The organism is Acinetobacter sp. ANC 4173 (assembly GCF_004331255.1).
Lineage (GTDB): Bacteria > Pseudomonadota > Gammaproteobacteria > Pseudomonadales > Moraxellaceae > Acinetobacter.
The window spans coordinates 397,005-413,064 of sequence record NZ_SJOF01000001.1; the positions used below are offsets into that span (position 1 = coordinate 397,005).

Sequence of the window (16,060 nt, forward strand, 5' to 3'; positions counted from 1 at the left end):
ACCGTCTAAGCAACACGCTCAGTGAAGAGCTCACATGATTTGCATGCTAAAGGAGCAGCATTATGGTTCGTATCGAAAGCAAGCGCGGGATGTTTGCGCTGATGATGGCACATTGTGCCGGTATGGTAGATTTGGTGGCCTTGCCGATTTGGGTCGGAACGTTGATTGCACATTATCATTTTGACCCACAACAGGCTGGTGGACTTGCCACTTTATTTTTAATTGGTGCAGCAGGTGCCAGTTTATTCTTTGCGCCACGTTTTAATCGTATTCAGGTGAAACTCGCTGCCGTATTGGGCTTTGCATTGGCTACCGTTGCTTTCGTACTTTCTGCAAGCACTATCAGTTTTCCTGTATTAGCAGGTCTACACTTTCTTGGGGGGCTTTCTGCAGGGACTGCTTTAAGCGTGACCCATGGCACTATGGGGCATGGTCTGAATCCACACCGTATTTTCGGTATTGCAGGCCTTGCGATTGGTATTTTTGGGGTTCTATTCCTAGGTGGAACACCAGGCATTATTCAGCAGTTCGGCGGTCATAGCATGTTCTATGTAATGGCGGGTGTCATGTTACTGGCGACTTTAGCTTGCTTGTTCTTTTTCCCCAAACCAACACGCGCGGTAGAGTTTGACAATTTTGAGCAAATCAAAAACTTACCACCGCTCGGTAAACCGGTTTGGTTCTGTATGATTGGCGTGGCACTGCTGGCGATGACCCAAGCCATGACCCTGAGTTTTTATGAACGTATTGGTTTGGAACGTGGTTTTAGCCGTGACATGGTGACCATGGCTCTGGTGATTTACGGCATTGTCACCATCTTCCCAGCGCCATTGGCTGCACTGCTGGAAAAACGGGTCAGCATTACTGCCATTATTGCTTTTGGCCCTATCTTCCAAGGCATTTTTGCATTACTCACCACCCATACGCATGAATATGCTGTATTTGCTTTGACAGGTCCAATGATGGCCTTTACGATTTTATTTGTGCATACCTTTGCCTTTGGTTTATTGGCACGTTTAGATCCAACAGGTCGTGCGGTAGCTGGTACACCTGCCATGCTGATGGTTGGGGCAGCCGTAGCACCATTTATCAGCGGCACCATTGTGAAATTTATCAGCTTTGAAGCGATTGGCTATGCCTGCTGTGTTGTGGTGGCTGTACAGGTATTGTTATTCAGTCAAACCCGTAAAGCGGTACTTACAGGCAAAACCAGTATTCCTGTACAAACCACACTGAAAAATAATAATACTCAGCCAGCGGCTTAGACCTGAATACTCATGTTCATTTAAAGTCTTAACATTCTTATTTCAGTTTAGTCAGGCCTTTCATGAAGCCTGACTTTTTTCATTTCATAGAACAATGATAAAACTCATTTTTGATTGAAATAAGCCACTATATATATCATTATCTAAACCATTGATAACTGATATCTTTTTAATAAAAACATTTAAAGTATTTTAGCCCTTGCCCTACATAACTGTACATTTTATATTCATTTTGATTCATCAGGATAAGATCCTATTTTTTAAAATATTTTTAAATTTCAGCCTTAAGCAATGGACTGTTAATTTCATTTTTAACCTAAAGGAACAACCATGGAACTGAAAGGGATATTCAGCGCAGGATGCATTGCGCTCATTTCAACAGCACTGCATGCAAAGCCCACCTTGGATTTAACTGGCAACTGGAAAGTCATTGATGATAAAAGCGGCTTCACTCTAGTCAAGGTGAAGATCAGCTCAAATGCAGAGCATCAATATAATGGCCATATTATTACAGCATTTAACCCGCCTAATATGCCTGCACAGGATTTAAGTGCATTGAAAGGCTTTCATTTACTGTTTGATCTGAAGCAAGATCCCAAAGATCCTTATAAACTGCTGTCTGGGCAAGTATTCGACCCGGCGATACAGCAGCGCTATAACGTGAATGGCAAAGTCAGTCGCAATGGCAATACCATGATTCTGCGCAGCCCTTCCGATGCTGAAAAAGCCAGCCGAAAATTATCTTGGGTGCGTATGCGTGGTCAATCTTAACCATAAACATGGATGAATAAAAAGCCCGCTTCAAGCAGGCTTTTTATATGAATTTTTAACAAAATAAGGTGTTGTATTCCTTGAAGATTTATATATCCGGATTCGCTGCAAATCTACTTAATAGCTTACTAGAAAAAAATTTATAGCATGGAAAATACAAATCTATAAATACGCTGAAGTAACTTGTTCAAAGCCTTTGGCCAGCAGCATGCTTCTTGCCATCATCGATTCGCCTTCTATTTCCATCCGGCCAATTTCACCTGAAGTCTCAACTACAAATTGCGCACGTGCTAAGCGTTTTTGCATAAACTGTTCAAATACCGTTTCCAAATCATTACCATGCTCATCCAGCAATTTTGCTAAAACAATGGCATCTTCCACCGCAAGGCCCGCACCCGAACCTAAGTGCGGTGTGGTGGCATGCACCGCATCACCAATCAAAAGTGTGGAACCGCGATGCCAATCCGTATTCACCATCACCCGCTCTAAAGGACGGTAAATAATCGGGGTATGTTCATCAATCGAATCAATATATGGCTTCAGTACAGCTTCGAACTCGCGCAGCAATTCTTTTGCCATTTTCGGCAGTACTTCCGGTTCACGCCAAACCTGAGCTTGAGGCACACATTCCATCATGTACATATACATTTGCGTTGGGCTGCACGGATTAAAGCCTACTTTCATTTTTTCAGACTGGAACATACGGCCACGGGTAATATCTGCCGGACGCTCGAACTGCAAACGCCAGCAGGCCTGTCCGGTATATTCTGGCGCTGCCTGCTCTGGCATCAGCAATTGACGCAATTTAGAAAACACGCCATCTGCGCCAATCACTAGGTCATAGTGCTGACTACGACCACTTTCAAACTGGACAAAACTGCCCTGCTCCAAGCTGCTTTGAATGCTGGCAACGGTATCGCCTAAAAATACAGGAATATCCAGCGCTCGGACTTTGCTGGATAAAATATCATGTAATACCGGACGCAAAATTGCCCCCTCTGACGGGAAATCCTCCGCGATCACGCGCTTAGACAGCACTGTGCGGATGAAATTGCCATTTTGATCATAAATATCCACACCGTCATGCACAAAGCCCTGCGCTGCGATTTCGTCTTGCACCCCTAAATCACAGAGCGCACGTAAGGTCAGCACCGACAAGGTTAAACCAGTACCCAAAGCTTTCCAGTCTTCAGATTTTTCTACCAATTCCACATCATTCTTGGACTGCTTGAGTTTAATGGCCGCTGCCATACCACCAATACCGCCGCCTAAAACCAAAATTTTCATATTCAATTCCTTGAGTATTTTGCTGCTGAGCGCCACCTACGCTGTTTTTCATCAATAGCTGAATGAATCTTGCATTCGGCCAGTCAAAGCTAATTAGCTTAAAAGCATTATTCCTTTGCGAAATCTGTAACCGTATTTCTGTCTTCTGCTGCCTTTTCAGCGATATTTTTAATCAGCATAGAAACGCTCATGACCACGGCGGGTATTGCCAATACTGTAAAGATTTGCGTCCAAGCCAGATTATTATTTGCCATATAACCCATGCATAGGGTTCCAGCTACCGCACCAAAGCGACCGATGCCACACATCCAAGACACGCCTGTGGTTCTAGCCTCGGTCGGATAAAACTTGGTAGCTAAAACCGGCAAGGAAGACTGCGCTGTGTTTTGCAAAGTTCCAGCACTGATCATCAATACAATAAATATCAGCAATGACCAATCTATTGCTGGACCAATTAAGGCGACACAGATTGCGGTAAAAAACGTGCATATCGCAATGACATAGTTGCCATTAAAGCGGTCCATCAACCAGCCATTCAACATCGCGCCAACACCGCCGAGTGCGAATAAGCCAGATACCATTGGGCCTAAATGAGGAGGCATGCCTGCTTCTTTAAAGAGCAGCGGCATCCAATTGACGATGCCGTAGAAAATCATCAATCCTGAAAAGAAACAGATCCATAAGCTCAGCGTCCCCACGACATATTTAGCTGAAAGTACAGTTCTCATGGCTTGCCGCATGGAAATGTTTGAACTGCGGTCTTCCAGCTGAAAATGATGCTGAGTTGCTGATGGATTGATTCTTCCTAAAATCTGCGGAATACACTGATCATTCGTATTTATCAACAATAAATAGCGTACAGATTCAGGCAATAAAAACAGCATGCAAAGACACAATAGAAATGGCATGACTCCGCTGATCAGCAGCATGCTTTCCCAGCCAAAGTGCGGAATAATATAAGCCGCCGCAAAACCACCGCCCGCTGCACCAATAGGGAAACCACAGTACATGGTATTCACGATAAAGGCCCGTTTATGTGCAGGACAAAATTCAGACAGTAAAGTGACCGCATTCGGCAAGGCCGCACCTAAACCCAATCCAGTGATAAAACGCAATATTTCCAGCTGCGTCAGATTTTCTGCAAAACTGGAAAAAATGCAGCCGACTGAAAAGAGGAACACGGATACTAACAATAAGACTTTACGACCAAACTTGTCTGCTAAAGGGCCTAAAATGATTGCACCGATGGCAGCGCCAATGAGTGCCGCGCTCAGCACTGGAATGATGTCGGCCTTGCTGATCTGCCACTCACGGATTAAATCCGGTGCAATATAGCCCATGACCGCGGTATCCATGCCGTCAAAAAAAGCCACCAAAAACATCATGGTAAAAATCAGGCTTTGAAAGCCCGACCACTTTTGCTGATCCAAAAAAGTTTGTATGTGCATTTTTTAATCCTTGTGGTATGCAGTGCAAACATCCATTTCTCAGTTCAGCATAGCCTAACCCTGTATCTATAATGATGGGGCAAGCTGGATATTAGATATATTTAAAATAGATAGCAGAAGTAAAAAAACCGCCTTTAAAAGACGGCAAACCAAGGGAACTGTCGTTTATGCAGCAGGCTGCATATTAAAAAAACGTTTAGCGGCCAGAATAGAAACATTGGCGCAAAATACAAACAGCAACATGGCTAGACTTAAGTTGAGCAACGCTGACCAAGGCAGCAGATTCAGCAATATGCCGCTGAGCAAGCCAAAGAAAAATTGCAGTCCGCCCATCAATGCGCTCGCTGAACCTGCCTGTCTGCCTTGCTGTGACATGGCCAGCGCTGTGGAGTTCGGCGCAGTCAGACCAATACCTGCGACCGCTAAAAACAAACCGGCTAATATCAGTGGCAGTCCCGCTTGCGGCAAAATAGCTGCGATCAACAGGAAAAATACGCCAGTAATTTGTACCATCCCACCCATACTCAACCGTTGCAGCACCGAATATTTATGCTCCAGTTTATGATTCATGGCAGACAAAAACATAGTCCCGACTGCATTCAAGCCAAATGCATAAGCAAACTGCTGTTCATTTAAATGATAGCCATCCATTAAAACGGTAGACGCAGCATTGATATAACAGAACAGTATGCCAAAACTGAAACAGCCTGCGAGCATGGCAAAACGGTAGCTTGGGTCCTGATAAATTTTTATATACAGCTGAAAAACATGCTTGAAGGAGAGCTTTAAGCGTCGATCTGCTGCTAAGGTTTCTTTGAAACCGAAAATGACCCAGATCAGGCTAATTACGCCCAATAGTGTTAGAGCAATAAAAATTGAATCCCAATGGAAAAACAGTAGCAGCCACGCGCCTAAAGTCGGCGCGATCACAGGTGCAACGCCCATCACAATCATCATGCTGGCAAAGGCTTTGGCAGCAGAGTTGGTATCCAGTACATCACGAATCGCAGCTCGCGCTAATACCAAGCCGACACAACTGCCTAAAGCTTGCAGTACGCGGACGATTAATAGTGTCTGTAAATCATCAGCATAGATGCACAATATACTGGCAACAATATGCAGGCTCAGGCCAAAAATCAGCGGGATTTTCCGCCCGATACGATCACTGATCGGGCCATATATCAACTGCCCAATGGCCAGCCCGAAAAAGTACGCTGGCAATGAACTGGATACCAAAAGGGTTGAAACTGAAAACTCTTTGGCCATATCCGGTAAAGCGGGCAAATACATGTCTGTGGATAGTGGCGCAATGGCTGTTAAGAGTGCTAAAAGTAAAATCCAGCTCAGGCTATATTTTTGTGCAGTCACAGCTTGTGTCATGTGGTATATCCTTTATTTTGGCTGCACCGATCCATGAGCCTCTTTTCAAGGCTCTGGAATATTGTAGTTTTGCGTATTAGTGAGTAAGTACAGCCCGGTTTAGCAGACCTTGATCTGCAACAATGGTTTGTCCTGTCATCACCTTATTTTGCTTCGAAGCTAAAAATGCATACAGCGCCCCGTAGTCTTCTGCATCTGGCAATTCCTGCAGCAAGCTGATGGACTGGAACAAGTTTAAGAATGCATCTTTGGGAATATCAGACTGTTTTTGATGATCGAGATTCAATGCTTTCGGACCTTTCAGCTGGCTGTTACCAATTGCAGCCGGCGCTACGCCATTGACTCGGATTTCAGGTGCAAACTCAAATGCCAATTGCTGAATCAGGCTGCGAATTGCCCCTTTGGTTGCGGTATAGACTGCGCCGCCACCATCCGCAGCATAAGCAGCCGTTGAGGTGGTAAAGACCATCGCTCCTTTATTGGCTTTCAATACCTCTGCAAAAATATACGCAGTGAGCAAATAGCCTTTGACATTGACTTGGAATAATTCATCAAACAACTGATCCAGATGTGCAGCGCTCATATTCTTGATGGCTACATTGCCATCAAAAATGCCTTGTGCGCCAATCACTGCATCTAAGCGGCCGTATTTCTGCAAAATTTGCTGCTGACAATATTCTAAATCAGCAATCTTGGTCACATCACAAATCAACGCAAGATCATGGTCACTAAACTCTGATGCCAGCTGCTGGATTTTTTCACTGGAGATGTCGGTCACAATCACAACAGCACCTTGCGCCTTACAATAACGAGCAATACCTAGGCCCAAACCTGAGCCTGCACCCGTAATCAAAACAACATGATTTTCCAATAATGACATGCTTAAACTTCCTTATTGTAAAAGGCTGGACAAGCAGCCCTCATCAGCATTTTCAAGTGATGAATAGATTAAAATTTTGCAGGTAAATTAGCAGGTTTCGGGCGGTCTTTCATGTACATGGGCACTGAAATATTTAATGTAAAACGGCCATCGTTGCTGACTGCATTCTTTGTTTCCAAATCCTTGCTCCAGCTCAAACCGACGAATAAGCCACGGCCAAAATCTTGTAGTAACTGAACACCAAGCCCCATCTGCCGTGCTTTACCATTGGTGGTACCGAAATATGCAGTTCCGTTGTTTTCATCACTGGTCACCTGTTCACGCACGTAACCAATTGGACCAATCTGCAAGCCTTGATGAATAAAATCCACTTTTTTCAAAACAGTCGCATCAAAGAACAGCTCATCGCCTGAATCATATTTGGTTTTATCATTTTCAAAGTTATAAAAATAATGTGACTCTAAGGAAATATTCCAATCCTGATTCATCAGGCTATAACCCACACGCGGATTAATCGACCAGTATTCACCGCTGGTATTGGTGTCGCCCAGTTTCCATGAACCCGTGGTCGTAATCACACCTAAACCTGCACTGACGAATTGCCCCGGATTAAGTGTCCAAGCGACATCGGCAAAATGCACATCAATATTGGCAACGTTGGTATTTGAATGCTTGCCAACCTCTCCCAGCATTGGATTGCTAATGTCTTCCTCAGCCATAATGAAAGGAACCGCAAGCCATGCCCGGTAATCACCACCCAATACTTTGAAGCCTGGGGTATAAATAAAGATTGAAGTAGATGCAGGCGCATCCAGCTTCAATCCCATGTTATCGCCATTATCATCTTTCAACTGACCGTTCAATAACTTAGTTGAACTGGTGAAATATAGACCCGGTGGTAAAGGCGCATTCAATGGAATGCCCATAGTATTGCCAGCTGGCGCCTGTGGTGCTGCCCCCGGCTCTAAAGCCATAACCGTTTGTGAAATACATAAAGATAAAAGACTGAAAACACTGACGTGCTTAAGCTGTTGTTTTAACATTGCCTACTCCATTAGCGCTGTTTATTTCCAATACCTAAACTATTGAAATGAGCGCAATGAAGTCACCAAAAAAGTATGAAAGCAGTTATCAAATTTATAGATAGCTTAACGTTACTTTAAAATTTCAAATTGCATGTCTTAACAAAAAGAAATGCAAATTCTAATCTAGAGCGATGAAGTTCAATAAATCGAATTTTAAATGAGGTTACTCGGGTGTGTTAAGGATTAACGAGAGTTAATTACGTTCGCACACATATAAATCATGGCGGCAAAACTTGAGTCTGTTTGATCACTACGCATGGCAATACATTTGAATTCTTTCAATTTGCAGAAATTATGTGGCAAATCTCTCCATGGACTACCTGTATGGGCAATCCACAATACAGCTTCCTCAGTGGCACAGGTTTATCTAGGTTGTACTGCTGAAAAGGTTCATGAGGTGACTATCACCACCAACATTGGTTGGTCGTATATCTATAATTTTTAGGCATTCATCTCGGTGTGAAATTTTTTCTCATCAGTGTCTAATTGGAATAACCAGTATCCTGCTTATAAGCTTGTTGAACTCGATTAAGTTGAATTTCCAATAAAGGGAATTGGCTTAAATGAGGAGATTTTATTTCTTTCAAACTCAGGTTCAACTCAATAGCATTACTTAATTGTTCATATATTAATAATAGATCTGATAACTCTCTATCAGATAAAATTTGTTTTTTTCTAGAAAATGTTACGCGTTCCAACAAATAACTCAGTTGCTTTAATTCATACAAAAGCTCCCAGTTTTTCTGTAAAACATGATTGGGTTTTGGTATTTCACCAAGTGCTGTTTGATGAAGTATAGTTAAATTGTTCCATCGTATTTTCATAGGGTGAAAATAGGTCTTTGTTAATTTTTTTTCTGATAAATTAGAACTATTAAACAAAGCATAAGTAAGTTTGCTCTGTGATCTAAGCAGTTCTGCCATAGAGTATTCTAAACGTTTAGAGGCAGCATCACGATTTATTAGAAATATACCGACTAACCCAATAAACGTACCGATTAAAACATCAATGATTCTAATTTCAGCAAAATATATAGCAGAATCCATCATACCATTACTTGCAACGGCGACGATCAATGCGCTTGGAGTAAAAAATAATGCGGTCAAACAATAATTCTTAACAATAAATATTTCACACATCATACAAAAAAAGAAAATATATAAAATTATCAAATATTCATTTGGAGAGAAATACAATAAAGCGGTTGCAATTAAAACCCCTAAAACAGTGCCAAATGCACGCTGTATAGAGCGATGCAATGTTGCAACTACCGTTACTCCTGAAAGTACAGATACTGTAGAAAGTGGCACCCAAAAACTTCTGGGGAATTCAAATGAATAAGCCATTAATGCCGAAATTAAGGTGATCAAGCCAAATCTTGAAGCAGCGATAAATGCAATAGAATGATGGTTAAAAGACTGTATTAGCACCTTCAAAACAGGCACTTGCAATGGCATTAATTTAATGTCTGGAAGCTGGTCTTGATTCAAAATTGATTCTATACGGAATAATTGCTCAATCAATCGTTGTCCAAGCAAACCCTGTGCCTGAATATTTAACGTTACTTTACATGAACATCTAATTGCTTTATGGACTTCGTCAAATGCTTCAATTATCTCTATAGGCAAAGGTGCTGTACAATCTAAAAAATCTTCACCCAGAATTAACCAAATACGATTAGCTCGTTTATTTAAATAAAACATTTTCTTAAATTGTCTGGTCTGACTCCATTTCGTATAACTTGCTTGAAGCACGTTATTCGATTCGTTCAGATACTGAATAAACATACTATGTGATTGTTTAAATTCATGCGTTCCTACCAGACTAAGTAATTGATTTAATTGTAGATATAACTCTAACAAGGTCTCACGCTCAGGTTTATTCGGATTTACAAACCATCCCATTAATGCAAAAAATAATGACAACAATCCCCCAGCCATGATCAAAGCACTTCTCTCTAGGGCACCAGATATATCTGTCTCTGGCATTGCAGAGGTCATTGCCAATACTAGAATCATAAAAATAGCCGAGGGCCCAACAATATTTAAAGCACCAAAAGTAAAGACCATAAGCACAGCTATGAGAGCCATGAGGATTGCAACGACTATAGGATAAATGGCAAATAAACTACCTAAAAAAGCACAGATGCTTAGCCCGATTACCACCAAAATAATTTTTTTAGCCCGATGTAGATAAGGCATTCTAAAAACATAAAGGAAGGCAAAACCACCTAAACTTGCTATAAGTCCATTATGGAAATTGCCCAACATTAATCCAACCAGAACAGGTAATGCCGCAGCCAGCCCCGCAATAAAAGCTTTTAAATATGGAATAGGACGATTATTGAGTTGTATCGCCTGATAGCAGATGTGTAAAAAGTTTTTTATTATCTCACCCATTACTATTCCTTCACTATATTCAACCCTTTTATCGTATGCTTACTGACAAACAGAATATTGAATCATGCCAATCCTAGAAAAACGATAAGATTGGAGCGAACAGTTTGTTCGTAAAATGACGGCTTTACTTAAATTTGCTTAAAACTTTTTCGTATAATTGACAAAGAGCCGATCTTCACCAAAATCATTACCATGATCTATATTGTAGTCAATTCGAATGTATTGCAAAGCTAAACCTTTTAGATATGTTGCTTGAAATGCATAGTTAAAAATCAGATTAGATTCACTTTCTTTATTTTTTTCACCAGTCGCCGTTTTAAAGTCATGACCATAGACATATTTCACCGTTGCACTGAAGCCGGGTATATAGTCTTTAAAATCATAGCCATAAATAAAGTGATAAGACTTTTCATCTTCTTTGAAAAAGCCTGTCGCATTCCAGTTGATGAAATACGTTTCTGGCAAGAAGCCATCTGGCAGCGGATAGGCAGACTCGCCTATAATCTGCTGATAGCCAACGCCCAGCGTATGATTTTTGACTTTAACCGTTTCAAGCACTCCAATATTTTGAGCATCAATATCAAAGTTATCGCCATTATCCTGAGCATTGAAATATTTAAATTTTGATGTCAGGGTAAAATGAGGCTGTTTCCAATTATGCTCTAAACCCACATAATGCTTATTATAAATATCTTCCAAATTACCGAAATAATATTCGCCTTTTAGTGTCGGGGCAAACTGATAGCGCAGGTCTATATAATTTAAACCATCAGATTCTTGGGTCACGCCATTTGAGGTAAAAGAGAACTTTTTAAAGTCTTCCTCATTTCGCGGAGAAACTTTTTCAACCCGACCCAGCTCGACATACAACTGCTCAGAAAGTTGAGACTTTAGGTTACTTCCCCAGTAAGAGGTCAGTAGCTGCCGGCTGGCATCAACTGCGGTCACAGGCAGATCCAGCCAAAGCTCACCCACGCTCAATAATGTTTTATCATAGCCCAGTTTTAAAGTTGCACCATATTTCAAAAAATCAGAAGCTTGAGATTGGGTCTGCGGGTCAAAAGGCAAAACAGTATCAGCAACATGCTTATCTGAACTTAAGCGTACCGCGTATTGAACAGATGCATCCACGCCCATCGTGATAGGTTTTTCAGCAATCTGCAAAGGCGTTTCATTCATTTTCGAATGATAAAATAATGAGGCTGCCTGAGACCAGCTTCCCGTATCCTTGAGCGCGTCATTATCATAATTGCGGTTAATATAAGCATTTTTAAAAGTTAGCTTCCATTCATCTTGATTTGATTCTGCTGCCTGTAAAGTAGAGGTGCTACAACAAATCAGAAATAAAATTGAAATCGTGAGATTGTGCTGTTTAAAGTTCAACATAAAAATTATCCATGATGAGTTTTCTGTGCCATCCATTGGCACAGAAAGATGCTTATAAAAATAATGAGCGTTGCTTTAGTTTAAATTGATGGCGACTTGAGTATTTTCCCTTCTCAAATTCTTGATTAAAATCAAGGAAACAGCAGCACAGAAAGCAGGTATTGCCAACAAACTCATGATTTCAAAACTCGAAAGGTTTAATGACATTAACCAGCCACCAACAAGCGACCCCACGACAGAACCTGATCGACCCACTGCATTTGCCCAACTCACACCTGTCGCTCTACAATGCGTTGGGTAAAAGCCAGAAGCAAAAGCATTTACACCGACTTGTGAGCCGCTAATCCCAACACCCACCCCAAACATGCCAAGCATCAGTATCAGCGTATTGGCGTGTTCAATCCCGAAACCAAGGCAAACCAAAAAAATAGCGCCTAAGACATAGGCAATGCTGAGGGTTCTCGTGGCATCCGATTTATCCATAAGAATGCCTAAGGTAATGGCACCAATCGTTCCACCAATCTGAAAAATTGAGGTTAACCAAGACGCATTGGATAAATTAAATCCTTCATTGGTTAATAAGGTCGGCATCCAGCTTGAAATCATGTAGATAATCAACAGGCTCATGAAAAATGTAAACCAAATTAAAATCGTACCTAAGGCATAACCTTTGACAAATAAATCTTTAAAACTTGATTTTTCAACCTCATTCACCGTTGGAATCAAATTCGGCTGGACTGTAATCTGCGGTGCAATACGTTGGACGATCTTTTCTATTTTTTCTCGGCTTTTCTTTTTCAAAACCAAGAAACGTAGTGATTCTGGCAATAAAAAATATAAAATAGGTACTGTAATTAAAGGTAGAACACCGCCTATTAATAAAATACCGTGCCACCCGATATGCGGCAGCAATTGAGCCGATAAGATTCCCCCTAACGCTGAACCGATGGTAAAACCGCAAAACATCATGGTGACTAGGTTTGAGCGACGTGAACTGGGTGCATATTCTGAAGTTAAGGTAATTGCATTCGGTAAAGCCCCACCTAATCCCAATCCAGTAATAAAGCGCCAAATAATCAGTGCATGTAAATCCGATGAGAAAGATGCAAAAACACTGGCTAGACCAAAAACAATCACGGAGCCAATCAAAATTGGTTTACGCCCTAATCGATCTGATAAAGGCCCAAAAATCAGGGCGCCAGCCATCAAACCAAATAGACCTGCGCCAAATAACGGGGCTAAATCAGTTGATTGTAAGGCCCATTCCGTCTTTAGTGCAGGTGCGATAAAACCTACTGCAGCGGTATCGAAACCATCAATGGCAACAATTAAAAAAGCACAGCCACATAATCAGCTTTTGTGTTGCGGAGAGTTTATTGCTATCAATAAAACTTTGAACATCTATGTTTTTGCTATTTTGAGACATACGAGTATCCTTACACCATCTAAATGGTGTTCATGCAATCCTTAGCACAAGGCGCCCACGCTGGCTTATTTTTATGATTGAGCGTTAAGCGCCTATTTGGTTAAATCAGTCTGTTGACTTATTTCACATTGACAGTGATGCCAGTTAAGCCTGCAACGTCTGCACGCATGACATCACCTTTCACCACAGCACCCACGCCCTCTGGTGTCCCTGTGAAAATCAAGTCACCAGCTTTCAATTCAAACAAAGTCGATAAATTGGCAATCGTTTCAGCCACAGACCAAATTAAATGACTGACATCGCTGTGTTGTTTAGTCACATCATTCACCGTTAAATGGATATCGGCACTATTGATTTCTCCAGTTTCACTGATGGGATGAATGGGACCAACTGGCGCTGAAAAATCAAATGCTTTACCAATTTCCCACGGACGCCCTTTTTCACGCATTCCCATTTGTAAGTCACGGCGTGTCATATCTAAACCGACGGCATAGCCATAGATATAATCCACTGCATCTTCAACCGAGACATTTTTGGCATCTTTACCCATGGCAACGACTAACTCGATTTCATAATGAAAATTTGAAGTTTCAGTCGGATACGGAATATCAACGGCTTCTTGATTTACAGGCACAATCGACTCTAAATCGTTTGGTTTACAAAAGAAAAAAGGTGGTTCACGGTCTGGATCAAAACCCATTTCACGTGCATGTGCTGCATAGTTACGGCCAACACAGTACACACGGCGTACCGGAAATTTGTGCTCAGAGCCATGAATAAACAGGCCCGCAGTGGTCATTGGTTCAAAAATAAAAGACATGGTCGATTTCCTTTTCATATTACTTTGATCTGTTCATCAAGTTGCATCAGCTTGCTGTTCGGGTGCCGCCTTTTGGAACGCCTCAAGCGTCATGCAATGTTGATAAATTTCATTAATGTTTGGATAAGCCGATAAGTCGACTTTAAAGCGCTCAGCCGAGACCATTTGTGGAATCAAATAAGCATCAGCAATAGTCGGTTGTTTGCCATAGCAGAACTTTTCACGTGTCGGATCTTGCTGCAAAAGTTGCTCTAATGCGGTAAAACCATCCTGAATCCACTTGGCACACCATGCATTAATTTGTGTCTCATCAAGGCCCAAGTTCTGGCGTAAATGTTCCAACACTCGCTTATTGTTTAAAGGATGAATATCGCAGCCAATTAAAGCCGCCAAGGCACGCACCTTCTCACGACCCAACGCATCTTTAGGCAGCAATGCTGGCTCTGGATATTGCTCTTCTAACCATTCAATAATGGCTGGGCTTTGCAATAAGGCTCCCGATTCGGTTTCAAGTACTGGCACAAATCCTTGTGGGTTGAGTGCTTTAAAAGAGGCTTGCTGGTGTTCGTTTTTAGCGAGCGAGATATAATCCGCTTCATAATTCAACCCTTTTAGGTTCAACACAATGCGGGTTCGGTGCGATGTGCCGCTACGGAAAAAGCTATACAGTTTCATGCGACATTCCCTTGATAGTTTTTCACTGCATCAAGACAGTTATTGACATTCCAGCCATATAACCACTCCATGGCATCATAAAAACGTTCGGTCGGACGTCCACGCCATAAATCATTACGGACCAAGCGTTGCACACCTTTGGCATGATAAATTTTGCCCATTTCACGTGAAGACAAAACAATCCGTGCTGTACGTGACACACGTGCTTTTTGGTACATATCAAAAGCTTTTAAAATATCGTTATTGGTGATACGTAACGCTTCACCTAAAGTTACGGCATCCTCCATGGCCATACATGCACCTTGTGCCATGTATTGGGTGGTTGGATGTGCCGCATCACCGAGTAATGTCACACGACCAAAAGTCCAGGTCTCAATCGGCTCACGGTCTGCCGTCGCCCAGCGGCGCCAACTCTTAGGTAACTCAATCAGTTGACGAGCTTTCGGACAAATCCCTTGGAAATAAGACAACACTTCTTCTTTAGAACCATCGGTTACACCCCACTGCTCTTGTTCACGGCTATGGAATGTCACCACAACGTTATATTCCTGACCACCACGCAGCGGATAATGCACAAGATGGCAGTTTGGTCCTACCCAAATACTGGCTGCATTCCATTTCAAGTCATCTGGAAATTCACTTTCAGGTACAACCGCACGGTACACCACATGCCCAGTAACCAGTGCTGGATCAGCCACATAAGTTTCACGCACCACCGATTTCACACCATCCGCACCGATGAGCGCTTGCCCACGATATTGCGTACCATTTTGATCGGTAATGGTTACACCTAAATCATCTTGCTCTACTTTGTGAATTTGACAGTTGGTAATGATTTCTAAATTGCCATATTGTTTTGCACCTTCAACCAGCGAACCATGAATATCGGCACGGTGAATCACGGCATACGGGTTACCAAAACGTTCACGGAATTTTTCATCAGTCGGAATTTTTCCGACTTGATATTCATCAAGCGCATCATGCATCACCATATAGTCGGTATAGACCGCTTTACCACGGGCAATTTCACCAATCCCTAAAGCATCAAAGGCATGAAAGGCATTTGGACCTAACTGAATACCAGCACCAATTTCACCAATTTCAGGAGCCTGTTCAAACACCTGTACCTTAAATCCTTGTTTCGCCAATGCCAGTGCTGCTGCAAAACCACCGATGCCACCACCGGCAATTAAAATAGGCTGTTGAATATTTGACATGATTTATATCCTTATAAATTT

12 protein-coding genes and 1 pseudogene are annotated in these 16,060 nt (G+C 42.0%); 2 read left to right on the forward strand and 11 right to left on the reverse strand.

Annotated features, from left to right (window positions below):
• Positions 1-62: 62 nt before the first annotated feature.
• The gene (locus tag E0H94_RS01820) at positions 63-1,265 is read left to right on the forward strand and encodes an MFS transporter (protein ID WP_131324861.1); all 1,203 of its coding nucleotides are present in this window, start codon (positions 63-65) and stop codon (positions 1,263-1,265) included.
• Positions 1,266-1,595: 330 nt separating this feature from the next.
• Positions 1,596-2,036 (forward strand): DUF2147 domain-containing protein, encoded by a 441-nt coding sequence (locus E0H94_RS01825; RefSeq protein ID WP_131324862.1) that lies wholly within the window; start codon positions 1,596-1,598, stop codon positions 2,034-2,036.
• Positions 2,037-2,198: 162 nt separating this feature from the next.
• On the opposite strand, the gene E0H94_RS01830 is transcribed toward E0H94_RS01825, so the two are convergent.
• The 11 genes and pseudogenes from E0H94_RS01830 to E0H94_RS01885 form a co-directional block, all read right to left on the reverse strand.
• Positions 2,199-3,323, reverse strand: coding sequence for an FAD-dependent monooxygenase (locus E0H94_RS01830; protein WP_131324863.1), 1,125 nt, complete (start codon positions 3,321-3,323; stop codon positions 2,199-2,201).
• A 107-nt stretch (positions 3,324-3,430) separates the two neighbouring features.
• Complete coding sequence (locus tag E0H94_RS01835) at positions 3,431-4,771, reverse strand: MFS transporter (RefSeq protein ID WP_131324864.1); 1,341 nt, start codon at positions 4,769-4,771, stop codon at positions 3,431-3,433.
• Positions 4,772-4,936: 165 nt separating this feature from the next.
• Complete coding sequence (locus tag E0H94_RS01840) at positions 4,937-6,151, reverse strand: multidrug effflux MFS transporter (protein WP_131324865.1); 1,215 nt, start codon at positions 6,149-6,151, stop codon at positions 4,937-4,939.
• A gap of 76 nt (positions 6,152-6,227) precedes the next feature.
• Complete coding sequence (locus tag E0H94_RS01845; protein ID WP_131324866.1) at positions 6,228-7,031, reverse strand: SDR family oxidoreductase; 804 nt, start codon at positions 7,029-7,031, stop codon at positions 6,228-6,230.
• Between the two features lie 68 nt (positions 7,032-7,099).
• Positions 7,100-8,074, reverse strand: coding sequence for a transporter (locus tag E0H94_RS01850; protein WP_131324867.1), 975 nt, complete (start codon positions 8,072-8,074; stop codon positions 7,100-7,102).
• Positions 8,075-8,598: 524 nt separating this feature from the next.
• Positions 8,599-10,515 (reverse strand): FUSC family protein, encoded by a 1,917-nt coding sequence (locus E0H94_RS01860; RefSeq protein WP_131324868.1) that lies wholly within the window; start codon positions 10,513-10,515, stop codon positions 8,599-8,601.
• A gap of 138 nt (positions 10,516-10,653) precedes the next feature.
• A complete protein-coding gene (locus E0H94_RS01865; protein ID WP_131324869.1) occupies positions 10,654-11,901 on the reverse strand; it encodes an OprD family outer membrane porin in 1,248 nt (415 codons plus the stop codon).
• Between the two features lie 75 nt (positions 11,902-11,976).
• Positions 11,977-13,327 (reverse strand): annotated as a pseudogene (locus E0H94_RS01870) (MFS transporter).
• A 118-nt stretch (positions 13,328-13,445) separates the two neighbouring features.
• Positions 13,446-14,147 carry a fumarylacetoacetate hydrolase family protein gene (locus tag E0H94_RS01875; RefSeq protein ID WP_131324870.1) on the reverse strand — a complete coding sequence of 234 codons (702 nt, stop codon included), beginning with the start codon at positions 14,145-14,147 and terminating at the stop codon, positions 13,446-13,448.
• 36 nt (positions 14,148-14,183) lie between these two features.
• On the reverse strand, positions 14,184-14,822 hold the full coding sequence (gene maiA / locus E0H94_RS01880; RefSeq protein ID WP_131324871.1) for a maleylacetoacetate isomerase: 639 nt from the start codon (positions 14,820-14,822) through the stop codon (positions 14,184-14,186).
• A complete protein-coding gene (locus E0H94_RS01885) occupies positions 14,819-16,039 on the reverse strand; it encodes a 3-hydroxybenzoate 6-monooxygenase (RefSeq protein WP_131324872.1) in 1,221 nt (406 codons plus the stop codon). Before E0H94_RS01885 ends, maiA begins: the two co-directional genes overlap by 4 nt.
• Positions 16,040-16,060: the final 21 nt, after the last annotated feature.